At 59.8% G+C, this 23,031-nt stretch carries 25 protein-coding genes and 1 tRNA gene (1 of these 26 only partly in view); 13 read left to right on the top strand and 13 right to left on the bottom strand.

Annotated features, from left to right (window positions below; translation table 11 throughout):
- Positions 1-10: 10 nt before the first annotated feature.
- Together BLW66_RS15765 and BLW66_RS15770 are read right to left on the bottom strand one after the other, a co-directional pair.
- A complete protein-coding gene (locus BLW66_RS15765) occupies positions 11-1,411 on the bottom strand; it encodes a D-alanyl-D-alanine carboxypeptidase family protein (RefSeq protein WP_455327306.1) in 1,401 nt (466 codons plus the stop codon).
- Between the two features lie 204 nt (positions 1,412-1,615).
- Complete coding sequence (locus BLW66_RS15770) at positions 1,616-2,005, bottom strand: hypothetical protein (protein ID WP_089948184.1); 390 nt, start codon at positions 2,003-2,005, stop codon at positions 1,616-1,618.
- Positions 2,006-2,097: 92 nt separating this feature from the next.
- Here BLW66_RS15770 and hemF point away from each other — a divergent pair, with 92 nt between their 5' ends.
- Complete coding sequence (gene hemF, locus BLW66_RS15775) at positions 2,098-2,988, top strand: oxygen-dependent coproporphyrinogen oxidase (RefSeq protein ID WP_089948186.1); 891 nt, start codon at positions 2,098-2,100, stop codon at positions 2,986-2,988.
- A 1-nt stretch (position 2,989) separates the two neighbouring features.
- Here the strand turns inward: hemF and BLW66_RS15780 are convergent, their stop codons facing one another.
- Positions 2,990-3,334 carry a 4a-hydroxytetrahydrobiopterin dehydratase gene (locus BLW66_RS15780; protein WP_089948188.1) on the bottom strand — a complete coding sequence of 115 codons (345 nt, stop codon included), beginning with the start codon at positions 3,332-3,334 and terminating at the stop codon, positions 2,990-2,992.
- 1 nt (position 3,335) lies between these two features.
- A complete protein-coding gene (gene phhA, locus BLW66_RS15785) occupies positions 3,336-4,133 on the bottom strand; it encodes a phenylalanine 4-monooxygenase (RefSeq protein ID WP_089948191.1) in 798 nt (265 codons plus the stop codon).
- Between the two features lie 125 nt (positions 4,134-4,258).
- Between phhA and BLW66_RS15790 the strand changes: the two genes are divergently transcribed.
- A complete protein-coding gene (locus tag BLW66_RS15790; protein WP_089948193.1) occupies positions 4,259-4,720 on the top strand; it encodes an Lrp/AsnC family transcriptional regulator in 462 nt (153 codons plus the stop codon).
- A 3-nt stretch (positions 4,721-4,723) separates the two neighbouring features.
- Here BLW66_RS15790 and BLW66_RS15795 read toward each other — a convergent pair whose 3' ends face one another.
- Both BLW66_RS15795 and hemE read right to left on the bottom strand, forming a co-directional pair.
- On the bottom strand, positions 4,724-6,121 hold the full coding sequence (locus BLW66_RS15795) for a mechanosensitive ion channel family protein (RefSeq protein ID WP_089948195.1): 1,398 nt from the start codon (positions 6,119-6,121) through the stop codon (positions 4,724-4,726).
- A 54-nt stretch (positions 6,122-6,175) separates the two neighbouring features.
- The gene (gene hemE, locus BLW66_RS15800) at positions 6,176-7,216 is read right to left on the bottom strand and encodes a uroporphyrinogen decarboxylase (protein ID WP_089948198.1); all 1,041 of its coding nucleotides are present in this window, start codon (positions 7,214-7,216) and stop codon (positions 6,176-6,178) included.
- 100 nt (positions 7,217-7,316) lie between these two features.
- On the opposite strand from hemE, the gene hemC reads away from it, so the two are divergent.
- Positions 7,317-8,264: a hydroxymethylbilane synthase gene (gene hemC / locus BLW66_RS15805; RefSeq protein WP_089948276.1), complete on the top strand. Its 948-nt coding sequence runs from the start codon at positions 7,317-7,319 to the stop codon at positions 8,262-8,264.
- Between the two features lie 134 nt (positions 8,265-8,398).
- Here the strand turns inward: hemC and BLW66_RS15810 are convergent, their stop codons facing one another.
- On the bottom strand, positions 8,399-9,298 hold the full coding sequence (locus BLW66_RS15810; RefSeq protein ID WP_170833505.1) for a LysR family transcriptional regulator: 900 nt from the start codon (positions 9,296-9,298) through the stop codon (positions 8,399-8,401).
- Positions 9,299-9,389: 91 nt separating this feature from the next.
- Between BLW66_RS15810 and BLW66_RS15815 the strand changes: the two genes are divergently transcribed.
- Entirely contained in the window at positions 9,390-10,010 is a 621-nt protein-coding gene (locus BLW66_RS15815; protein WP_089948201.1) for a LysE family translocator, read from the top strand.
- Positions 10,011-10,249: 239 nt separating this feature from the next.
- On the opposite strand, the gene ykgO is transcribed toward BLW66_RS15815, so the two are convergent.
- Positions 10,250-10,375 (bottom strand): type B 50S ribosomal protein L36, encoded by a 126-nt coding sequence (ykgO, locus tag BLW66_RS15820; RefSeq protein WP_009828855.1) that lies wholly within the window; start codon positions 10,373-10,375, stop codon positions 10,250-10,252.
- Positions 10,376-10,429: 54 nt separating this feature from the next.
- Positions 10,430-10,504, bottom strand: a tRNA-Val gene (locus BLW66_RS15825).
- A 150-nt stretch (positions 10,505-10,654) separates the two neighbouring features.
- Here BLW66_RS15825 and BLW66_RS15830 point away from each other — a divergent pair.
- Positions 10,655-11,515, top strand: coding sequence for an N-formylglutamate amidohydrolase (locus BLW66_RS15830; RefSeq protein WP_089948204.1), 861 nt, complete (start codon positions 10,655-10,657; stop codon positions 11,513-11,515).
- A gap of 3 nt (positions 11,516-11,518) precedes the next feature.
- Here BLW66_RS15830 and BLW66_RS15835 read toward each other — a convergent pair whose 3' ends face one another.
- Positions 11,519-12,769: a DNA polymerase IV gene (locus tag BLW66_RS15835; protein ID WP_089948278.1), complete on the bottom strand. Its 1,251-nt coding sequence runs from the start codon at positions 12,767-12,769 to the stop codon at positions 11,519-11,521.
- Positions 12,770-13,006: 237 nt separating this feature from the next.
- Here BLW66_RS15835 and BLW66_RS15840 point away from each other — a divergent pair, with 237 nt between their 5' ends.
- The 3 genes from BLW66_RS15840 (at position 13,007) to BLW66_RS15850 (ending at position 14,773) form a co-directional block, all read left to right on the top strand.
- Complete coding sequence (locus tag BLW66_RS15840; protein WP_089948207.1) at positions 13,007-13,897, top strand: SPFH domain-containing protein; 891 nt, start codon at positions 13,007-13,009, stop codon at positions 13,895-13,897.
- On the top strand, positions 13,897-14,196 hold the full coding sequence (locus tag BLW66_RS15845) for an NfeD family protein (protein ID WP_089948209.1): 300 nt from the start codon (positions 13,897-13,899) through the stop codon (positions 14,194-14,196). Before BLW66_RS15840 ends, BLW66_RS15845 begins: the two co-directional genes overlap by 1 nt.
- 289 nt (positions 14,197-14,485) lie before the next feature.
- On the top strand, positions 14,486-14,773 hold the full coding sequence (locus BLW66_RS15850; protein ID WP_089948212.1) for a hypothetical protein: 288 nt from the start codon (positions 14,486-14,488) through the stop codon (positions 14,771-14,773).
- 62 nt (positions 14,774-14,835) lie between these two features.
- Here the strand turns inward: BLW66_RS15850 and pyrF are convergent, their stop codons facing one another.
- Positions 14,836-15,525 carry an orotidine-5'-phosphate decarboxylase gene (gene pyrF, locus BLW66_RS15855; protein ID WP_089948214.1) on the bottom strand — a complete coding sequence of 230 codons (690 nt, stop codon included), beginning with the start codon at positions 15,523-15,525 and terminating at the stop codon, positions 14,836-14,838.
- A gap of 57 nt (positions 15,526-15,582) precedes the next feature.
- Positions 15,583-15,897, bottom strand: coding sequence for a hypothetical protein (locus tag BLW66_RS15860; RefSeq protein ID WP_089948217.1), 315 nt, complete (start codon positions 15,895-15,897; stop codon positions 15,583-15,585).
- A gap of 220 nt (positions 15,898-16,117) precedes the next feature.
- On the opposite strand from BLW66_RS15860, the gene clpB reads away from it, so the two are divergent.
- Together clpB and BLW66_RS15870 are read left to right on the top strand one after the other, a co-directional pair.
- On the top strand, positions 16,118-18,733 hold the full coding sequence (clpB, locus tag BLW66_RS15865) for an ATP-dependent chaperone ClpB (protein WP_089948220.1): 2,616 nt from the start codon (positions 16,118-16,120) through the stop codon (positions 18,731-18,733).
- A gap of 60 nt (positions 18,734-18,793) precedes the next feature.
- A complete protein-coding gene (locus BLW66_RS15870) occupies positions 18,794-19,243 on the top strand; it encodes an Mpo1 family 2-hydroxy fatty acid dioxygenase (RefSeq protein ID WP_170833507.1) in 450 nt (149 codons plus the stop codon).
- 41 nt (positions 19,244-19,284) lie between these two features.
- Here the strand turns inward: BLW66_RS15870 and BLW66_RS15875 are convergent, their stop codons facing one another.
- Entirely contained in the window at positions 19,285-19,767 is a 483-nt protein-coding gene (locus BLW66_RS15875; RefSeq protein WP_089948226.1) for a fasciclin domain-containing protein, read from the bottom strand.
- 260 nt (positions 19,768-20,027) lie between these two features.
- On the opposite strand from BLW66_RS15875, the gene BLW66_RS15880 reads away from it, so the two are divergent.
- The 3 genes from BLW66_RS15880 to msrP all read left to right on the top strand — a co-directional run.
- Positions 20,028-21,515, top strand: coding sequence for an FMN-binding glutamate synthase family protein (locus BLW66_RS15880; RefSeq protein WP_089948228.1), 1,488 nt, complete (start codon positions 20,028-20,030; stop codon positions 21,513-21,515).
- A gap of 82 nt (positions 21,516-21,597) precedes the next feature.
- Positions 21,598-22,230, top strand: coding sequence for an MSMEG_1061 family FMN-dependent PPOX-type flavoprotein (locus BLW66_RS15885; RefSeq protein ID WP_089948231.1), 633 nt, complete (start codon positions 21,598-21,600; stop codon positions 22,228-22,230).
- A 134-nt stretch (positions 22,231-22,364) separates the two neighbouring features.
- Positions 22,365-23,031: the 5' portion of a protein-methionine-sulfoxide reductase catalytic subunit MsrP gene (gene msrP, locus BLW66_RS15890; protein ID WP_089948233.1), read on the top strand. Its footprint extends 245 nt past the window's final position; 667 of the gene's 912 nt are visible here — the first part of the coding sequence; it begins with the start codon at positions 22,365-22,367; its stop codon lies beyond the right edge, outside the window.

A 23,031-nucleotide genomic window follows, 5' to 3' on the forward strand; every position in this document is an offset into this window, starting at 1 on the left:
CGTATCCTGCCTAGGATGCGCCGGGGCCGCGTACTTCACAGTTATGACCGCGTGCGCTGAGGCGCTGACAGGCCAACGTGGCCTTACCTTGTGACAGGCCCACGAAGTTTGCTTCCCACCCACGTGGGCGGTTCACGACCTTGCGCAGGGCTTCGTCCAGCGTGCCGATCTCTTGCAGCGCGGTCTTCAGCAGCAAACGCTCCGCGCGGTCGCGGGTCGTGTGACGACCCAGCGAGATGGACCAGTGACGCCCGCCCGAGGTAGAGGCGCGGGTGATGATCCGGCGCGGCTTGGGCTTGCTAAGTGGCTCCGCCAGCTCGATCGAGGTCTGCACCAGATTTTGTGGTCTGCGCACAGGCGTAACCGTGGCCCCCGCCAAATCGGTGGGGGAGGCCGCGCGGGTGGCCACTTCGTTGCGCGACTGGATCACGTTGTTGTCCACGCTCTCAACAATGGCGAGCAGCATTTCCTCCGACGGGCCGCGATCAGGCCGTTGCGCAGGCCGTGGGCTGCGTGACGTGATGGCTGGCGCAACCTTGATAACCTTCGGTTCCTGCACGGACAGATTTGGACGCGACGGCTTGCTCAACGTGGCGCGGGACGGGGCGCGTTTGAAGCCCATGTCCAGCAGTTCCGCCACACGGGCGTTACGTGCCGCTGTGGATGTGCCGCCGAAGACGGTGGCAATCACACGCTCGTTGCCGCGCTCCGCAGAGGCCACAAGGTTGAAACCGGCGGCGCGGGTGTAGCCTGTTTTGATGCCGTCAGCGCCTTTGTAGTTTTGCAAAAGGCGGCGGTTGGTGTTGGACACTTGCTTCACACCAGCATGGGTCGTTTGGCGCGAGAACAGGTTGTAGTACTGCGGGTAGTCGTAGATCAGGTGGCGCCCCAGCGTGGTCATGTCACGGGCCGTGGACAGGTGGCCGCTTTCGGTCAGACCGTGAGCGTTCTTGAAAGTGGTGTTGGTCATGCCAAGGGCCTTGGCCATCGCGTTCATGCGACGGGCAAATGCGGCCTCGGAGCCGGACACAGCCTCCCCAAGCGCGGTGGCGGCGTCATTGGCGGATTTCACCGATGCCGCGCGGATCAGATAGCGGATGGCGATGCGTTGACCAGATTTCAGGCCCAGCTTTGACGGCTGCTCAGCGGCAGCCTTGCGCGAAATCTTCACCTTGGTTTCCAAGGTGATCTCCCCGCGACGGATCGCATCGAAGACGACGTAAAGCGTCATCATCTTTGTCAGGGACGCTGGGTGCAGCCGTGTATCCGCATTCCGCGAATGCAGCACCTCGCCGGTCCGCGCATCCATAACAAGGGCTGCATAGGGGGCGGCGTTCGACGCCCCGGTCCATGCAGATGCCACAAGAATAACCAGTCCCAAGCGGACTGCGTTTAAAAGACGTAAAATCACGACGCCTGCCCATTTTGCCTCGGAGATGTCGTTGCATCTCCATTTATTATTTTCAGCCGATCATCGACCTTTGAATCACACGTAGCACAAAGGGGGCATTCCGAAAACAGTTTAGTTTCAGCAAGTTTGCAGGTGTCGTTGAAGTGCCGCAGCCACATCTAGTGGTGAAAATGCACCGTGCCACTACATGGCCGAAGAGGCATTTTAGGTCTCGGCGGGGAACCGCAATTCGCAACGCTGCTGCTTCAAAAGTGCTTCGCGTTTCAATTCGGTTTCTTTGGCCTTAAGCGAGCGTAATTTGCGCTTTTCTTGCTCCAGATCGACGGCCACCGGTTTCTTGGTGGTGACGGGCTGCGGGTAGTTGCAAAAGCTGAACCTGCCGTCGCCGCCGATCCCCGTGCCGATGCAGAAGTTGGTGTAAATCACCGTGCGGGTTTCGGTCTGGATGGCATAGCCGCGATCCAGCGTCGCTTGCGTGTCCTCAATCAGCGCTTGCACGATGCGCAGATCCTGCACCGCCTCCTGCTCGCAGGTTTCACGGGGGCTGGCGCAGGCGGCCAGCAGCACGAACGGGATAATCAGGGCTTTATTCATGACGCGACAATACTCCAGCTGCGACCGCAAGGGAACGTGACACTTGTCCTTCGCAGATGTTAGCACACGGTAAATAAAAGTAGGACAAGCCCGTGACTGACGATTTTGACACCAAGAAAGCCCAAGCCTCCGCGTGGTTCCGTAGCCTGCGCGACGATATCGTCGCCGCGTTCGAGGGTTTGGAAGCCACGCAAGCCACTGGCCCCTTCGCGGATCAACCTGCGGGCAAATTCGAAGTCTCGCAAACCAAGCGCAGTTCGGCAGATGGCAGCGACGCGGGCGGCGGCTTGATGAGCGTTATGCGCGGCGGGCGCGTGTTCGAGAAAGTCGGCGTCAATGTCTCAACCGTTTACGGCACGTTGGGCGAGCGCGCGCAGAAGGCGATGGCCGCGCGCGGCGTGCCGGGCATGGCCGATGACCCTCGGTTCTGGGCCGCTGGTATTTCGCTGGTGGCGCATATGCAAAACCCGCAGACTCCTGCGGTTCACATGAACACCCGCATGTTCTGGACGCCGGGCGCGTGGTGGTTTGGCGGTGGCTCCGACCTGAACCCCTGCATAGAGCGCGCGGAGGACACGGACTTTTTCCACGGCGTCCTGAAGGACTACTGCGACAAGCACGACGCAACCTATTACCCGCGCTTCAAGGAATGGGCGGATGAATATTTCTACGTCCCGCACCGCAATCGCGCACGTGGCGTGGGCGGCATTTTCTATGATGACCTGAACACCGGCGACTGGGACCGCGACTTTGCCTTTACCCAAGACGTCGGCCGCGCCTTTTTGCCCGCCTTCATGGGCGTCACCGAAAAATGGCGTGACGCGCCGTGGACCGACGCCGACAAAGAGGCGCAGCTTGTCCACCGCGGCCTCTATGCCGAATACAATCTGGTCTACGACCGCGGCACCAAGTTCGGGCTGGAAACCGGCCATGACGCGAACGCCGTATTGATGAGCCTGCCGCCCGTCGCCAAATGGACCTGAGCTAGCCCACCAGCGCGTCAAATTTGGCGGCGCAGATAAAGTCGTTGGGCGACAGCCCGCCCAACTCGTGTGACGTGAAAATAACCCTGCAATAGCCCCACCCGAATTGCACATCGGGGTGGTGGCCTTCCTTGTCGCCCAGAAAGGCGGCGATGTTGGCGTGGTAAACAGCCTTGGCGAAGCCTTTGAATTTCATCTCGCGGGTCAGGCTGCTGGTGTTGTCGTCCAATACCCAGTCGCCGTGCAGCTGTGGCATTTTCTCTTCGGCCTCGGCGCGCGTCATCACAACGCCGCCGCCCGCGCATACATCGCAAGATTGCTGGTTCAGGTCCGTGTCAGTGGTCATGTCATCCTGCCTTTTGTTTTGGGGGATATGCGGGGGCGAACAGCCCAAGGTCTTGGGCCGCGTGAACATCTGCGATCAGGTCACGTTCGGCGGCCTGAAGCAACGTGTCGATGTCTTCTAGCACAAAATAGATAGGCTGGTGGATGTCGATCCGGTAGGGCGTGCGTAAGATGTCCATGACGTTGAATTCGCGCCTTATAACATCCGCGCCGTGTACGCTGTGCGGCAGCTCGGTGGGGGACGACGCAAGACCGGAGCCAAGCGCCTTGAACGCCCCACCGTCCCTTGTCAGGCCGAACTCGATGGTGAACCAATATAACCGGATCAGCCACGCGTGATCCTTTGCCTCCGCCGTCATCCCCGCCTTGCCGATGGCTTCGGAAAAGCTGGCAAAGCGTTGGTCGGTCAGCAGCGGCGTGTGACCGAAAATCTCGTGGAAGATATCCGGCTCCTTGATGTAGTCGAAATCCGCTCTGCTGCGGATGAAGGACGCGGCGGGGAAGGTTTTATTGGCCAGCATGGTGAAGAACTGGCGAAAGCCGATCAGCGCGGGCACTGGCTCCACTTGCCAGCCGGTCAGCTCGCGCAGGCGGGCGGATATGTCGGGGCATTGCGGCACGCGGTCGTCGGGCAGGCCAAGCGTGTCGAAACCCGCAAGATACTCCGCCGCGCAAAGCGCGCGAATGTTCGGAAGCTGCTGCGCATATAGATCGCGCCAAACGCCGTCCTCCTCGGACGTGTAGTCGATATATCCGGCGTCATCCGCCACTTTGGCCGTGTAGGCACTGTGTTTTGTCATGTCATTTCCTCCGCCACGGGTAGGATATGACGCGTGGGGCGGTATTTTTGTTCTCGTTGTCGGGTAAAACTGATCTAATGGGGTAAATATTTCCCTCAATGCGGAAAATCAGGGTAACATGTCGAATGATCATTGATGATACCGACAAGAAGATACTGCGTCTGCTGCAAAAGGATGCCCGCCTCAGCACCAAGGATGTGGCGGCGGCGGTGAACATGTCGATCTCCCCCTGTTGGCGCCGGATCAAGCGGTTGGAGGACGCGGGGCTGATCGAGGATTACGTGGCCGTTCTGGACCGCAAAAAGCTGGGGCTGGGGGCGCTGGCCTATGTGCACGTGTCCTTGCTGGACCACACGACTGCCTCCATCGAAGCGTTTGACCGGCTCGTGCAATCCGACGACGAGATCACAGAATGCAGCGCCATCACAGGTGATAGCGACTATGTGCTCAAGATCGTGGCGCAAGACCCCGAAGATTTGGAGCGCTACCTGATGCAGCGATTGCTGGGGTCCGGATTAGTGCGGTCGTCGAACACCAATTTCGTGCTGCGCAACACAAAGTCACGCGGCGCGCTTCCGGTGATCTAGGCGCTAGGCCTTGTCCGACAGCAGGTCGGTCTCGCCTTCCTCAACGGTAGCGTCGGCGGCAATCTCGGTGATCTGCTCCTGCTCGTTGCCAAGGTTGCCCTCCGCCTCGGAGGAGGCAGAGGCGGATTCAACCACGGTCCCCAACTCATGCACGCTTTCGCTGATTTCCTGATTGGCGATCTGCTGCGCGCGGGCTTCGGCTTTGCCGCCAAGCTGCAATACCGGCACACCTTGCGGGAATATAACCTCCCGCGCGTCGTCCGGCATGGAGATGCCTTCCTCCGTCAGCGCCTTCTTGATCAGCCGCAGCAACGCGGACTTCACTTTCAGGACGGAGTACGCGTGCGCATCGATCCAGAAGTAGGCTTTGATATTCACCGTGGAGCTGCCCAGACTGTCCACCAGGATCATCGGCGCAGGTTCCGCCAATGTCGCTTGGTGGCTGGCGATCACCTGCAAAATGATCTCCTGCGCGTGCGCCACCGATACGTCGTAGCCAACACCCACTTCCAGCGTGTCGCGGCGGTTGGCGGAGGCGGAATAATTCACGATGGTGTTCTTGAAGATCGCCGCGTTCGGGATTTGGATGTGGTTGCCCTCAGGGCTCAGCAACACGGTGGAGCGGGTATTCATCGACAAAACGGTGCCGCCCATGCCGGTGACTTCAATGTATTCGCCCGCGCGGAACGGGCGGCGTATGGACAGCAGCAATGACGCCAGAAAGTTCTCCGCGATGTCACGAAAGGCAAAGCCGACCACGATCCCCAAAACCCCCGCGCCGCCAACCACCGATACGGCAATCTGCGTCAGTCCGGCGACTTGCAATACGATGAACAGCCCTAGCAGAAAGATCGGCAGGGCAATCGTCCGCGCAAGAATGTCGCGCAGGAAGGGCGAGCCCACGCCGCTCAGGAACCAGCGCCGCAACCCGCGCGCCGCCAGCGACGACAGCCACCACGTGAACGGCAAAATCACGATGGCCAATAAAATCAGCGGAAGGGAGGTGATGATCCGGTTGCCCAGATCCTTGATCTCCGACAGGGCAGGGGCAAAGGACCAGTTGGCTTCTTGCGTCACCTGAATGCGGTTGACCACGGCCACCACGTCTTGCGTCTTGGACGCCAATTCGCGCGCCCATGTCTTGTGGTCGACGGTGTTGGTGCGCCCGTCCAGAAAGACGATGCCGTCTTTCACTTCCACGCGGGCGGATGTGTACCAGCCGGTTGAGCGCATGATCTCCACCACCCGCTTGGCGATTTCGTCGTCGCGGGCGACAGGCTCCACCGAGACGGCTTGGGCGGGGGCGGTCACCTCATCCTCGGCGGTCGTGGCCTCTTGGGCCAACGCAGGGAAAGACAGAGCGATTACAGCGCAAAGCGCGAACAGGATACGGGTCATCATACGCCCGACCCTAGCGGGACGGGCGGCTGTTATTCCAGTGAAAAGAGAGTGAATCTACGCGGTTGTTTCGCGCACCGTGTCGATCATCAACTGCACATTGTCAGGGTTGGCGTCTGGTGTGATGCCGTGCCCGAGGTTGAAGATATGCGGCCCCTTGGAGAAGGCTTTGACGATGGCGCGGGTTTCATCCACCAGATCCTGCCCGCCCGTCACCATGTGGCGCGATGCAAGGTTGCCTTGGACGCAGCCGTCGACTTGCACATGCTCTGCGGCCCAGTCGGCGGAGACGGAGTTATCCAACGCCACGCAATCCGCGCCGGTGGCCTTGGCGAACCCGATGTAGTTGTCACCCGCTTCGCGTGGAAACGCGATGATTGGCGTGTTCGGGTGGCGGGCTTTCAGCGCGGTGATGATCTTCTGCGCGGGCTCCAGCGAATACTTCTGGAACGCGTCGCCTTTCAGCGATCCGGCCCAGCTGTCGAACAGCTTCACCACTTCCGCACCAGCTTCGATCTGCGCCGACAGGTATTCGATCGTCGAGGCTGTAATCAGGTCAATGAGCGCGTCAAACGTGGCAGGGTCTTCAACCCGCAGCTTGTGTGCGGGGGCCTGATCCGGCGTACCTTGGCCCGCAATCATATAGGTGGCCACCGTCCACGGCGCGCCCGCGAAGCCGATCAGCGTCGTGTCTTTCGGCAAGGCGCCCGCAAGGTTGCGCACGGTTTGGTAGATGGGGGCCAGATGCTCATGCACATCGGACGCGCCTTTCAGTTTGGCGAAATCGCCCGCACCCGTGACCGTCGACAGCCGTGGGCCTTCGCCGGTGACAAACCACAGGTCAGCGCCCAAGGCTTGCGGCAGCAGCAGGATGTCGGCAAACAGGATCGCCGCGTCAAACCCGTAGCGGCGGATCGGTTGCAACGTCACTTCTGTCGCCAGCTCCGGATTGTAGCACAGCGACAGGAAGTCGCCGGCTTCTGCGCGGGTGGCTTTGTATTCCGGCAGGTAGCGGCCCGCTTGGCGCATCATCCAGATCGGCGGCGTGTCCAGTGTTTCGCCTGCTAAGGCGCGCATGATTGTCTTTTGCTGGGCCATCGCCAAACTCCTTATGTTGCGACCTCTTGTCCGCGCTCGGGCGACCGAATGTCAAGGCGACAGCTTGTCAGCCCAACTATGCCCATTTATGCAGGCAACCATGGCATTGAACCTTCCCACCCCGACCTCACCCTTGCGGATTGGCACCCGCGGATCGCCCCTTGCTTTGGCGCAGGCCTATGAGACGCGCGCGCGACTGATGGCAGCATTTGATTTGCCCGAAGAAGTCTTTGAGGTGGTGGTGATCAAAACCACGGGCGACGCCATTCTGGACCGTCCCTTGAAGGAAATCGGCGGCAAGGGTTTGTTCACCCGCGAGATCGAGGACGACTTGCTGTCCGGCCAGATCGACATCGCGGTGCATTCGATGAAGGACATGCCGGTGGAGCAGCCCGCAGGCCTGCTGCTCGACACCTATCTGCCGCGCGAAGATGTGCGCGACGCGTTTGTATCCCTGACGGTGAATTCCATTTCGCAGCTGGAGCAGGGGGCCACCGTCGGCACATCCTCCCTGCGCCGCCGTGCGCAAATTTTGCATCGCCGCCCCGATCTGGACGTGGTTGAGTTTCGCGGCAACGTGCAAACGCGGCTCAAAAAGCTGAACGCGGGCGTGGCGAGCTGCACGTTCCTCGCGATGGCGGGGTTGAACCGCTTGGGGCTGGACGCGATTCCCGCCACGGGGATCGAAACCGACGACATGCTGCCCGCCGTGGCGCAGGGCGCCATCGGGATAGAGCGGCGCGGCGATGATGCCCGCGTGGCAGAGATGCTGTCGGCGATCCACGATATTCCCACGGGCCAACGGCTGGCATGCGAACGCGCCTATCTGGCGCAACTCGAAGGCTCCTGCGAGACACCCATCGCTGGGTTGGCAGAGCTGGACGGCGGCACGGTAAACTTCCGCGCCGAAATCCTGCGCCCCGACGGCACAGAGGCGCTCAGCGACGCAGAGTCGTCCACTATCGAAGACGCCGCCGAAATGGGCCGCGCCGTGGCGGACCGCCTAACAGCCCGCGCCCCCAAGGACTTCTTTGACTGGCGGAGCTAGCATTCCATCTCTGCTGAGATCGGTTTCGAGCCCAGAGCGATCGATGGTGTGTTTTGCACAGGTGTCCGCTATCCAATTGCGGTCAAAGACCTTCAACAACCACTTGGGTTTTGAACAGGGTTTTTGGCGTAAGCTTAAAAGGTTCGCGACAGGTGGCGTTCGTTTGTTACGAGGACTGTTAGCCAGTCACGAAAACAGGATTGCACATTCTGTTCGGCGTTACCTTCGGGCGCCAACAAAACATAGCTGCTACCATCTTGCACAAATCCGGCTGGCGCGCACAAAATGCCTGCGTCCAGATCGTCTTGCACAAGGTGCCATGGCCCAATTGCAACGCCAAGGCCTGCGATTGCGGCTTGCAGACTAAAGTAAAAATGTTCGAATTCCGTCTCAGGATGCACACCTAAAGCGGTCTTTGAAAGACTTGCCCAGGCGTGCCATGCAGAGGGGCGCGTTCGGCTGTGCAACAATGACGCGTCGGGGCGTAGTAGGCCATTCTGGAAAAAACGGTCTTGAAGGTCGGGCCTGCATACGGGGCCAATCAACTCCGAAAACAACATCGCTTTGCTATAGTTTTTCGGCAGATCAAAGTCATCACGTCTGATCGCAAGATCAATTCCATCACCAAGCGCAACTGGACCGCCGCCTGCAACCAACCGAATGTCTGCCTCTGGATATTGCGTGCGAAACGTGGGCAGGCGAGGGATAAGCCAGCGCATCATGAGCGTGGGTTCGCATGAAACAGTGACCGAAGCATGGGTCTGTTCGGTTCTGATACTGTTGATCGTATCTTCGATATGCCCCAGCCCATGTGCAACAGATTGCGCGAGTTTGTGCCCCGCATCAGTTAAAAAAACCGACCTATTTCGGCGCGTAAAAAGGGCAATTCCTAGGTCATCTTCTAACAATCGTACGGCGCGACTAACTGCGCTATGGGTTAAATTTAGGCTATTTGCCGCCTTGCTAAAGCTTTCAAACTCCGCAGCGGCGCGGAAGCATGGCAAGGCAGGCAGAGAAGTTATGGGGCTTCGCATCTGTCAGATTAAATCACCAATAGTGTCAGAAGTCATCGTTTTTCGCAGGAGCGCCAATGACCTAGTCAGGCCCCATCCAAAGGGGAACATTATGACTGAATGGTTTGCGATTATTACGATTACACTTCTGGCTGTCCTCAGCCCGGGGCCAGATTTTGCAATGGTGTCGCGCAATGCGCTTACGCTCTCAAAACGCGCGGGGATATTGACTGCGCTCGGCATTGGCGCAGGCGTTCTGGTGCATGTCAGCTATACGCTGTTGGGCATCGGCGTGATGCTCCGTTACTCGCCTTGGTTGCTTGATATCATGAAGCTGGCGGGTGCTGCCTATTTGATCTGGCTGGGCGCAAAAATGGTTATGAGCCGTCCGCGCAGTGAAGTCGACGCGCCCGCTAATAGGGTCCTTTCGGATGCCGCGGCCCTGCGTGTCGGGTTTTGGACAAATGCCCTAAACCCGAAGACTGCGATCTTTATCATCAGCCTGTTCACCCAAGTGGTCGGTGCCACGACGCCATTGGTGGTGCGCATCGCTTACGGCGGTTTCATCTCTCTGGCGCATGTTATCTGGTTCGGGCTTGTTGCCGCATTCTTTGGTGCCCCTGTGCTGCGTCGTAAACTTCTTGGTCTCAGCCACTGGATCGATAGAGCCTTTGGGGTCGCCTTGATTGGATTTGGCCTCAGCCTTGCCATTGCAGACGTTACGTTTGGATGATGTAGTTTTGGGCGTTGGGTCCGCATTGAACTACGGTGCAAACCCATCCCAAAAGGACCGTTTTTGAATGGTTTGCCGAAGGGGTCGCTGGGACACTTGCGGCGAAAGTCAGTAAAGCCGGTATAGCAAACGTTATGCGCTCATCGTTGATGATTTCACCCACCAACGAAAAAGGCCGCCCCCGAAGGAGCGGCCTTTGAAATCTAAAAACACCGAAGCGCTCTAGCTAAGCCCAAGAATTAACCTTGGCGGGCTTTGAAGCGAGGCTGGGTTTTGTTGATCACGTAAACGCGGCCCTTGCGGCGCACGATCCGGCAATCCCGGTGGCGCGACTTCAGGGAGCGAAGCGAGTTCTTAACCTTCATGTCTCTTCTCCTATTCGTCCAGCGCGGTGGGGCGCCTTCAATTAAAACTTCAGATGGTGCGCACTACTGGGATCGAACCAGTGACCACTTCGATGTCAACGAAGTGCTCTACCGCTGAGCTAAGCGCGCATCTGACCTACAATTTTTCGACCGATCTCACATCAATTGAGACGCAGCCGAAGCACGTTGGTCCGCGCTCTATAGAAGGAGTCGTAAACCTGTTCAAGGGCTTTTGAACTGTCAAGTTTTCGCCCTATACTCTTTGCAACAGGAGCAGGCATGACCAATGACGCCTATACAGTGACGTTGCCCGAGGTTCAGACCAGTAGCATGGTCTTTGCCAGCCCCCATAGCGGGCGGTTTTACAGTCGCGAATTTCTGCGTCGCTCAGTGCTGGATGACGTGCAAATCAGGTCGTCCGAAGATGCCTTCATGGACCAGTTGATCGCGCCTGCCACCCAGTTTGGCGTGCCTATTCTCACTGCGACCGTCCCGCGGGCCTATCTGGATTTGAACCGCGCCTGTGACGAGCTTGACCCCGCCGTCGTCCAAGGCGTGCGCAGGCGCGGGCACAACCCGCGCATTGCCTCCGGTTTGGGGGTGATTCCACGGGTCGTGGCCAACGGTCGCGCGATTTATTCAGGAAAAATCACTCTGGAGGAGGCGAACACGCGGATTGACCGCTATTGGCGTCCCTACCACGACCGCCTTGGCGACCTGATGGCGCAGACGAAACAGAGTTTCGGGCGCGCCGTTCTGGTGGATTTTCACTCCATGCCGCATGAGGCCGTGCGGGCGATGACCCACTCCGGCCTGTCGCGCCCAGAGGTGGTTTTGGGTGACCGCTTCGGTGCCGCCGCGCATGGCGATATCGTGGAGCGGATCGAGACGATTTTTCTGGAGGCCGGCCTAAAGGTCAGCCGCAACACCCCGTTTGCCGGTGCCTATATTACGCAAGCCTACGGCCACCCGTCGCGCGGGCACCACGCGGTGCAGGTCGAAATCGACCGTGGGCTTTATATGAACGAGCAACATATCCGGCCAAATGGCAATTTTGACAGCTTCAGCAAACTGATGGCGCGAATCGTTGAGCAGATCGCCCAGATCGGTCAGCAAAAGCTGCCACTGGCCGCCGAGTAGCCCCTAGCGCAACGCGCGCCCCTTCTTGATGGCGTCATGCCCGAACCGTTCGCGAATCTTATCCGTGGCCCGTTCCGCGTCCGTGCGCTTTGCCGCATCGGGATCAAGCAGGTCAGGCGTGCGGTCGGCGTCGCTTTCGGGTGTAAGGTCCGAGATGCCGACGCCCAGCAGGCGGTACGGCCCCTCGTTCACGTTGGCCATCAAGTCGCGTGCCGTGCGGTAAATCCGGTCGGCGAGCTGCGTCGCGTCGCGCAGCGACTGGCGGCGGGTGATGATTTTGAACTTGGCGGTTTTCAGCTTGAGCGTCACAACGCGCCCCGCGATCTGTTTGGCCTTGGCGCGGTCCGCGACCTTTTCGGCCATCCGCCACAGGTGCCCGTCCAGCAGCTCGGCGTCGGCGGTGTCGTCGTTGAAGGTGGTCTCGTTGGAGATGCCTTTGATCGGTTCATGCGCTGACACGCGGCGGTGATCTTGGCCACGGGCAAGATGCCAAAGGCGCTCCCCCAGAGAGCCGAACCGCGCGTGCAGGTCTTGGCGCTCCCACCGCAGAAGGTCCGCGAAGGTGCGAATGCCTGCGGTCTCCAGATTTTCACGGGCGACGGCCCCAACGCCCCAGATCATCGACACGGGCCTGTCGCGCAGGAAGTCGTGGGTCTCGGCCTTGCCGATGACAGAAAACCCGCGAGGCTTGTCCAGATCGGAGGCCACCTTGGCGAGGAACTTGTTGTGGCTCAGCCCGATGGAGCCGCTGATCCCCAGCTCGCTTTCCATTTTGTTAACCAGCCGCGCCAGCATCACGGCGGGCGGGGCGTGGTGCAGCTTTTGTGTTCCGGTCAGATCCAGAAATGCCTCATCCAGCGACAGCGGCTCAATGGCGGGGGTCAACTCTTGCATCAGCTCGCGGATTTGCCGCGAGACGGAAACATAAACGTCCATGCGCCCGCGCACGACTTCGGCTTCGGGGCACAGCTTCAGCGCTTGGAACATCGGCATCGCGGACCGCACACCTTTGATACGGGCGATATAACAGGCGGTGGAGACCACGCCGCGCCGCCCGCCGCCGATGATCACCGGCTTGTCGCGCAACGCTGGGTTGTCGCGTTTCTCGACGGAGGCATAGAAGGCGTCACAATCCATGTGCGCAATGGACAGATCAAAGAGTTCAGGATGCGACATCACACGCGGCGACCCGCAGGTGGGGCAGCGGGGGCCAGCGTCATACTGGTGAAAACAGGTGCGGCAAAGTGATGGCATATAGCCGTGATACGCCAGCCGCGCTGGGGCGGCAATATCGGGCGCGGAGGGCGCTAAAAGCCGTTTGGAATCAACGTTCCCCGTGGGGAACCCCAGCATATACAGGCTATTTGGCCGAATTTTAGGGGTGTATCTGGAAAGACTCGCGGCGCCGTTTTCGCCGCGCTCGGGCGGTTTCTGGCTTCTAAACGGGCTAAGCGAACCCCATATATATAGGTAGGGTAGTGAAGGATTATATTGATGGAAGATATTATTATTGGGTTTCTGGGCAACAACGCAGTGTTCCTGCTGTTGTTCGTTTTCCTTGTGGTCGTCGTCCTTGCGGGCGTTCGGATCGTGCCGCAGAGCGACAAATTCGTGGTCGAGCGTTTTGGCAGGCTCCGCTCGGTGCTTGGGCCTGGCATCAACTTCATCGTGCCGTTCCTTGACCGCGTGGCGCATAAGATTTCCATTCTGGAACGCCAGCTTCCAACCAGCCAGCAAGATGCAATCACCTCTGACAACGTATTGGTGCAGGTAGAGACCAGCGTGTTCTACCGGATCATCGAGCCGGAAAAGACCGTCTACCGTATCCGCGACATCGACGCGGCGATCATGACAACTGTGGTGGGGATCGTGCGCTCCGAGTTGGGGACGCTGGAATTGGACCAAGTTCAGTCGAACCGTGGTCAGTTGATCGACCGTATCCAGAAGTCACTGGAGAAGGTTGTGGACGACTGGGGTATCGAAGTGACGCGCGCCGAAATTCTGGATGTGAATCTGGATGACGCAACGCGCGCCGCGATGATGCAGCAGTTGAACGCGGAACGTGCGCGCCGCGCGCAGGTGACGGAGGCCGAGGGCTCCAAGCGGTCGGTGGAGCTGAACGCCGACGCGGAGCTTTACGCCGCAGAGCAAACCGCCAAGGCCCGCCGCATCCAAGCGGACGCCGAAGCCTACGCCACCGAAGTGGTCGCGGTTGCGATCAGGGAGAACGGCGTAGAGGCCGCGCAGTACCAAGTGGCGTTAAAACAAGTCGAGGCGTTGTCAGAAGTGGCGAAAGGCGCGGGCAAGCAAACCGTGCTGCTGCCAACAGCGGCGCTTGATGCATTTGGCGATGCATTCAAATTGCTGAAAGGGCGGACCTGATGGAGCAGTTGATCCTTTGGAACCAGTATTGGGTTTGGTTCGCGCTGGCCTTGGTGTTGGGCGTGGCGGAAATTCTGATGCCGGGCTACATCCTGCTGGGCTTCGCTCTTGCGGCGGCGCTGGTCGGGGTTGTGTTCGCAGCGGGTGTGGGGCCTGCTGACATGATGATGGAGTCCCTGCCGATCACCTTGTCGATCTACGGGGCGGTGTCGCTGATTGTCTGGTTGGGCTTGCGCCAATACTTCGGTCGGCGCGACGGTCAGGTGAAAATCTGGGACAAAGACATCAACGACAACTGATTCTTTTGATTCCCTTTCAGGGATGACGCACGACTTGGCAAAGCCCGTTCTTTTTGAACGGGCTTAAACGTTTCTTCCGTCGAGATAGTTTCAAAAAATATGTCGATTTGATCGGTTCTCACAGCGTCGTGATCGGCTGATCAACCCTGCACCAAGTCTGTTCACTGACGCACTTATCGTGCGCCATTATCACGCCCCTGTGCATTGAGAGTTACCCTCACATACCCCAAATTAGGTTCATCAACGGCACAACGCCGAACAAGACAAAAACCAAATTGGAGTACACACAATGAAAACTATCATCGCAACTGTTATCGCCCTTTCCGCAACTGCACCTGCTTTCGCTGACGTAAGCAACGCACAAGCATTCTTCGCAGCAAGCAACGACTCTGCTGCAGAGCGCGTGATCAACGAAACATCGACAGGCAACGCCGAACTGGCACTGCGCGTCGGTCTTGCTGCCAACGAATCTGCTGCTGAAAAGAACGCAAAAATTGCTGGCGCTGACGTAAGCCGCAACGTTCAAGCCAAATTCGCACTGAGCAACGACTCCGCTGCAGAGCGTCTGGTAAACTAATTCCCTAGGTCTTCTCCCCCGAGACCGGAAGCGGGCTCCTCTGCAAAGAGGGGCCCGTTTTCTTATGGGAGTTCGCTAAGGATGGCTTGCGCAACATCGCGCGGGCTGGCGGCCTGCCAAACGGGGCGGCCTACCACAATGTGATCGGCGCCGTCGCCAATTGCGCGCGCAGGGGTGGCGACACGTTTTTGATCATCCATGCTGGAGCCAGTGGGCCGTACACCGGGGGTGACGATCAAACGGCCTTCGGCCTCTGGCAGTGCGCGAATAACGGCGGCTTCCTGCGGGGAGGCAATGACGCCATCGGCGCCTGCCTCCAGCGCGCGGGCGGCGCGTTCCATTGTGATTTCGTGAATATCGCCGGACTTGATGCACCCGTCGTCCAGATCCGCGCGGTCCAGCGAGGTCAGCACGGTGACGGCGAGGATTTTCATGTCGGAGCCTGCGGCACCCTCTTTGGCGGCGCGGACCACATGCGGGTCGCCGTGAACGGTTAGAAAGTCGTGGTTGAATTGTGACAGGCCGCGCACCGCTGCTTCTACGGTGGCGCCAATGTCGAAGAGTTTCATGTCGAGGAAGATGCGTTTGCCGTGCTCATCCTTGAGCTCGTTGGCGAGGGCCAGCCCGCCGCCGGTTAGCATACCGAGGCCAATTTTGTAGAAATTCACGCTATCGCCAAGATTTTGGGACAATTGCAGTCCGGCAAGCGCGTTCGGGAGGTCGATCGCAACGATCAGTCGGTCATCAGACATGGCATTGGCCTTTGCAGCTAGGGATTTGCCCCTAGCTGCCCGTCTGATGTCTTGGCGTCAAGCTGCGGTGGACATATCGGACAAGCCCATCGTCGCCTTGAACTGGCGGATCATGTCGTTGAGGTGGACGAGTTTGCCCATCTTTTGCGCGGGGGAGCGCGCCATCATCTTCGCGCGGCCTTTGGCGCGGTGAGACTTGGCGCGGGCAACAAGGATGGTGGAAACTGCCTCGAAGTCAGTCGCGATTGGCAACGGCGCGGAGATCGGAACCTTGCGTGTCTCGTGGCCTTCGTGGAACACGACCAAAGCTTCAAAGCACCGCGTTGCGGCGTTGTAGTTCAGGTTCTGCACTTCTGTATGATAACTGCTCATGGTTACCTCCTTTGACATAAAACTAACGTAGGAGCGAAAAAGTTCCGTCGCCAATCAGGCTTGGTCACAACGTAGTGAAAAGCCGTACCCTGCTAATTTCGCGCAGCTGCCTCTTGAGGTGCCGCCAGCCGTTCCCCATTTAGGATTTGAGGTTTGTCAAAGAACGGTGCCGCATAGCGGGCTAAAATTCGACAAAGGCTTATTGAAAGGAACGGACCACATGGATTTGGAAAAATTCACAGAGCGTGCCCGCGGATTCATCCAGGCTGCGCAAACAATCGCGATGCGGGAGGACCACCAGCGTCTGTCCCCAGAGCATCTTCTCAAAGCAATCATGGACGACGAGCAGGGGCTCGCCTCCAACCTGATCACCGCCGCTGGCGGCGCACCCGCCCGTGTGAAAGAGGCGGTCGAACTGGCCATGGGCAAAATTCCGAAAGTTACGGGCTCCGGCGGGCAGGTATATTTGGACACCCAAACCGGCAAGGTGCTGGACGAAGCCGAAAAGCTGGCCAAGAAGGCAGGTGACAGCTTTGTTCCGGTGGAGCGCATGTTGTGCGCCTTGGCGATGGTGAAAAGCCCTGCGAAGGACGCATTGGATGCGGGCGCTGTATCGGCGCAAAAGTTGAACACCGCGATTAACGACATTCGCAAAGGCCGCACGGCTGATAGCGCCAATGCCGAAGAAGGTTATGACGCGCTGAAGAAATACGCGCGTGACCTGACGGAGGCCGCACGCGAGGGCAAGATTGACCCCATTATCGGTCGCGACGAGGAAATCCGCCGCACGATGCAGGTTCTATCGCGCCGCACCAAGAACAACCCTGTGCTGATCGGGGAGCCGGGCGTGGGTAAAACCGCGATTGCCGAGGGGCTTGCCCTGCGCATCGTCAATGGCGACGTGCCGGAGAGCCTGCGCAACAAGCAATTGATGTCCTTGGACATGGGTGCCCTGATTGCGGGCGCGAAGTACCGCGGTGAGTTCGAGGAGCGCCTGAAGGCGATCCTGTCGGAGGTCACATCGGCGGCGGGCGAGATCATTTTGTTCATCGACGAGATGCACACGTTGGTTGGCGCGGGCGCGGGGGAAGGCTCTATGGATGCCTCCAACCTGCTGAAACCTGCCTTGGCGCGGGGCGAGTTGCACTGCGTTGGCGCAACCACGCTGGACGAATACCGCAAGCACGTGGAGAAAGACGCGGCCTTGGCGCGGCGGTTCCAGCCCGTGATGGTGGCGGAACCCACGGTGGAGGACACCGTGTCGATCCTGCGGGGCATCAAGGAAAAGTACGAACTGCACCACGGCGTGCGGATTTCCGACAGCGCCTTGGTTGCGGCGGCGGAGCTGTCGCACCGCTATATCACCGACCGCTTCTTGCCGGATAAAGCCATCGATCTTGTAGACGAAGCCGCATCGCGGCTGCGCATGGAAGTCGACAGCAAGCCCGAAGAACTGGACGCGCTGGATCGCCAGATCCTGCAACTCCAGATCGAGGCCGCCGCCCTTGAGAAAGAGGACGACGCCGCGTCGGTGGACCGGTTGGAGACGTTGCAAAAGGAGCTGTCCGATTTGCAAGAACGCTCCAGCGAGATGACGGCTGCTTGGCAGGCGGAGCGCGACAAGCTGGAAGGCGCACGCGAGCTGAAGGAAAAGCTGGACCGCGCACGGGCCGAGCTGGATATCGCCAAACGCGAAGGCAACTTGGCCAAAGCGGGGGAGCTATCTTACGGCGTGATCCCCGATTTGGAAAAGGGCTTGGCAGAGGCGGAAAACCGCGAAGAAACGCAGATGGTCGAAGAGGCCGTGCGCCCCGAGCAGATCGCCAGCGTTGTGGAGCGGTGGACCGGCATTCCGACATCGAAGATGTTGGAAGGCGAGCGCGAAAAGCTGCTGCGCATGGAAGAAGAGCTGGGCCGCCGCGTGATCGGACAACGCTTGCCTGTTCAAGCGGTCTCCAACGCGGTGCGCCGTGCGCGCGCTGGGCTGAACGACGAGAACCGCCCGCTTGGCAGCTTCTTGTTCCTTGGGCCAACGGGTGTCGGCAAGACCGAGCTGACGAAAGCCGTGGCGGAGTATCTGTTCGACGATGACGGCGCGATGGTGCGGATCGACATGTCGGAGTTCATGGAGAAACACGCCGTGTCACGGCTGATCGGGGCCCCTCCGGGCTATGTCGGCTATGACGAAGGCGGCGTTTTGACGGAAGCCGTGCGGCGCAGACCCTATCAGGTGGTGCTGTTCGACGAGGTCGAGAAAGCGCACCCTGACGTGTTCAACGTGCTGTTGCAGGTGCTGGATGACGGGGTTCTGACCGACGGCCAAGGCCGCACGGTGGACTTCAAGCAAACGCTGATCATCCTGACCTCCAACCTTGGGGCGCAGGCGCTGAGCCAGCTGCCCGAAGGGGGCGACGCCGCCGCTGCGAAGCGCGACGTGATGGACGCGGTAAGGGCACACTTCCGGCCGGAGTTCCTGAACCGGTTGGACGAGACGATCATCTTTGATCGCCTTGCCCGTGACGACATGAACGCGATCGTGGATATCCAGATGGCGCGTTTGGAGAAACGCCTAGCGGGGCGCAAGATCACCTTGGCGCTGGACGAGGACGCCAAGCAGTGGCTGGCAGACGAGGGCTACGACCCTGTGTTCGGGGCGCGTCCTTTGAAACGGGCGATCCAACGCGCGTTGCAAGACCCGCTGGCCGAGATGATCTTGGCGGGCGAAGTGCTGGATGGCGCCACCGTGGAGGTGAGCGTCGGGCCGGAGGGGCTGCTGGTTGGCGGGCGCGTCAGCGCCTCCACACGGCCAAAGCCGGACGACGCGGTCGTTCACTAAAACCTGCGAATGAGGGGCCGGGTCTTGCATCCGGCCCTTTCACGTTTGACAGTCTTTTCCATGACAAAACTGGCCGCACTTCTGGATGAATACGAGGAAAGCCACCGTCATCCCGTGAACATCAAAATCCACTGGGTGGCGGAACCTGTGGCCATCTTCGCGCTGATGGCGCTGGCGTGGTCGATCCCGTTTCCGTGGATCAACCTGATGTGGCCGTTTCTGGCAGGGATGTTGGTCTATTTCGCGCGATTGTCGCTGCGGGTGACGGCGGTGTTTCTGCCGGTCGTGGCGGCGTTTGTTGCGGCGATTATCTGGCTGGACGCGCAAAGCGGCGTCACGCTGTGGGCGTTGGCGTTGCCGGCTTTTGGTGTGGCGTGGGTCACGCTGCTTCTGGGGCACCGGATCGAGGGGCGCGTGCCAAGCGTGTTTCAAAACCCGAACCTGATTTTTATCGGCCCCGTTTGGCTGGTGCGTCGGGTGTTTCGTAAATTCGGCTGGCCCGACCCGTAAGAAAGGGAAGCCCCGCCATGATGCGGAGCCTCCTTTAGATGTTAGCTTGCGGGCATGATCACCTTGTCGATGACGTGGATCACGCCGTTGGAGGCTTCGATGTCTGCCGCCGTGACGTTGGCGTCATTTACCATTACGCCGCCTTCGGTTTTGATCGTGATGTCACCGCCTTGGACGGTTGGCGCGGTCATGCCGTCGGACAGGTCACCCGACATCACTTTGCCCGAAACCACGTGGTAGGTCAGGATCGCGGTCAGCTGGTCCTTGTTCTCTGGCTTGAGCAGTGTTTCGACCGTGCCGTCTGGCAGGGCTGCGAAGGCTTCATCGGTTGGCGCAAAGACTGTGAACGGGCCGTCGCCTTTCAGCGTGTCAACCAAGCCTGCGGCGTCTACGGCGGCGACGAGCGTGTCGAATGTGCCAGCGGCGACTGCGGTGTCGACGATATCTTTGGAGTGGCCGTCAGCGAACGCGGGGGCTGTCAGGGCTGCGGCGGCGGTCATAGCGATAAAAGTTCTGCGGATCATGGTGTCGTCTCCAGTAACATTTCAAAGGATGGCCGTGATTGGTCATCGAAGCGATTACGTGAGAACCCGTCGGCTGGATGTCGCCAGTGGCCACTTTTCTAAACTTGACCGATTGGCGCCGCGCGCTAAGCCAGCGGCGTTTTCAGTTTCCAGTCACGCTTTTGTTACTGATACGGCGTGCATTCGCGCTCACGGAGCTTTCACTTGCGTGTCCGCGCCCCGCGTCTGACAGTGGGCATCACCGAAAATGAGGGACTGCTATGTGGATGTTTGACTGGGCTGGCTGGGTGATCGAAGTGATGGCGCTGCTGTTTGTGGGCGTGATCGGGCTGGTGGCCTTGCTTGCGGTGGTTCTGTTTGTCATCGACCGGTCCCAAACTGGGGACGCGATCCGGCGCAACTACCCTGTGATCGGGCGGTTCCGGCATATCTTTTCCGAGCTGGGGGAGTTCTTCCGGCAATACTTCTTCGCGATGGACCGCGAAGAGCTGCCCTTCAACAGGGCGCAGCGCGATTGGGTGAACCGCGCCACCACGGGGGAGGGCAACACGGTCGCCTTCGGCTCCACCCGCAACTTGGCGGTGGTCGGGACGCCGTTGTTCGTGAACGCGGCTTTCCCGCCGCTTGATGATCAGTTCGCCTCCTCGGAGCCGATGGTGATCGGCGCGGATGCGCGCACCCCTTACGAAGCGGCGTCCTTCTTTAACCTGTCCGGCATGTCTTACGGCGCGATCAGCCGTCCGGCGGTGACCGCACTGTCGCGCGGGGCGAAGCTGGCGGGGATCTGGATGAACACCGGCGAAGGCGGGTTGAGCCCGTACCACCTAGAGGGCGGCGCGGACATCGTGTTCCAGATCGGAACCGCGAAATACGGCGTGCGCAACAGGGACGGCAGCATCAACGACGACAAGTTGCGCGAGGTCGCGGCGCATCCTGAGGTGAAGATGTTCGAGTTGAAGCTGGCGCAAGGGGCCAAGCCCGGCAAGGGCGGCATCCTGCCCGGCGCGAAGGTGACGGCGGAGATTGCCGCCATTCGCGGGATTGATGAGGGCGAGGACAGCATTTCGCCGAACCGCCATGTAGAAGTGTCGAATGCCGCGGAGTTGCTGGACCTGGTGGCGCACATCCGCGAGGTGACGGGCAAGCCCACGGGTATAAAGACGGTGTTCGGCTCCGACGCGCCGTTTCGTGAGTTGTTCGATCTGATCTTGCAGCGCGGCGACGCGCCGGACTTCATCACGCTGGACGGCGGCGAAGGCGGGACGGGGGCTGCGCCCTTGCCGCTGATGGATTTGGTCGGCGTGCCGATCAAGGAAGCGCTGCCGGAGGTGGCGAACCTGCTGCGCGAATACGGGCTGAAAGACCGCATCCGTCTGATCGCGTCGGGCAAACTGATGGTGCCGGGGGATGTGGCGTGGGCCTTGGCGGCGGGGGCCGATTTCGTGACCTCGGCGCGTGGGTTCATGTTCAGCCTTGGCTGTATTCAGGCGCTCAAGTGCAACAAGAACACCTGCCCCACGGGCATCACCACCCACGACCCGCGTTTCCAGAAAGGGCTGGTGCCGGAGGACAAGTACAAGAAGGTCGCAAACTACGCGAAGGGCATCGTGAAAGAGGTGGAGCTGATCGCCCACTCCGTCGGTGTCCCAGAGCCGCGCCAGATGCGGCGCAAACACGTGCGGCTGGTGCAAGACACGGGCAAATCGGTGCCGATGGATGTGCTTTATCCGGTGAAAGAGGCGGGATAGGGCACGCTGTTTCCATGAGATGCCGCTGGCCGCGCCAAACTGTGCTATAGTCTATTGACGGCGAGGGAGTAGGGGATGGGAAATGGTGCTGACGGTTGACGAGGACATCACATCGCTAACCCGCCTGCAAGCGTTGCTCCCGACGGAGGGGTTCACGAACACCTTCCTCAAGGTGACGGACCATATCAACGACGTGGCGCGGCAGTTTATCGCCACGGCCCCGTTCATCGTCGTCGGCACAAAATCATCGGGCGGCTTGGTCGACGTGTCCCCTAAGGGTGACCCCGCTGGGTTTGTCGAGGTGTACGACGACAAAACGCTGATCATCCCCGATAGATTGGGCAACCACCGTGTGGACGGCTTCCAGAATATTCTGGAAGATCCCAATGTCGCCATCTTGTTTATAGTGCCGGGCCATGGCGACACCCTGCGCGTCGCAGGCAAGGCACGCATCGTCAAAGACCGCGCAATCAGCGCGCGCCACGCGGTGCGCGGCAACGCACCGCTGCTGGCGATGGTGGTTGAGGTGGAGGAGGTGTTTATGCACTGCTCCAAATCGCTGATCCGCTCGCGATTATGGCAAGCCGACACATGGCCCGCCCGCAAAACCGCGCCGACCTTGGCGCAGTGGGTTTTGGCGACGGTAGACCGAGAGCAGACCTTGGACGAGGTGCAGGAGGATCACTCTGCCGACGAAGAAACCCGTCTTTACTAAGAAGGCCCCTGAAAACAGGCCCTTCACAGCCAGATGACATCCACCCAACAGTTTCGTGAGCAGGCCGCATTTGGTTTTGAGCATGGGAAGACGTAAGTCATAAGGGGACACGCAACAGCGAGGACACCTATATTATGGCCAACCGGTTCAAATCTGATCTGACATGGGGTGACGTCACCCCCGAGAATGTATTCCTGAACCGGCGGGCCTTCATGGCGGGTGCCAGCGCCTTGGCGGCGACGGGCATTGCGGGGCCAGCTTTGGCGTCGCAGTACTCTACCAAGGAAACCCCGAACGCGTGGGACGAGATCACACAGTATAACAACTTCTACGAATTCGGCACCGGCAAGACCGATCCAGCGGAATACGCCTCCGCTTTGACGACCGACCCGTGGGAAGTGCAAATCGACGGCTTGGTCGATAAGCCCGGCGCGTATGCGTTCAAAGACATCATGGACGCCATGACCATCGAGGAGCGTATTTACCGTTTCCGCTGCGTGGAGGCATGGTCGATGGTCATCCCGTGGAACGGGTTTGAACTTGCGGACCTGTTGAACATGGCGGGCGTCCAGTCCGGCGCCAAATATGTGGCGTTCGAGACGTTGCTGCGCCCGGAAGAGATGTGGGGCCAGAAACGCAGCTTCGTGCCGTGGCCCTACCGCGAAGGGCTGCGCCTGGACGAGGCGATGCACCCGCTGACCTTTATGGCGACGGGTATTTACGGCAAACCGATCCCGAACCAGAACGGCGCGCCCCTGCGTTTGGTGGTGCCGTGGAAGTATGGCTTCAAGTCGATCAAGT

It is taken from the genome of Litoreibacter albidus (assembly GCF_900107015.1).
Taxonomy (GTDB): domain Bacteria; phylum Pseudomonadota; class Alphaproteobacteria; order Rhodobacterales; family Rhodobacteraceae; genus Litoreibacter; species Litoreibacter albidus.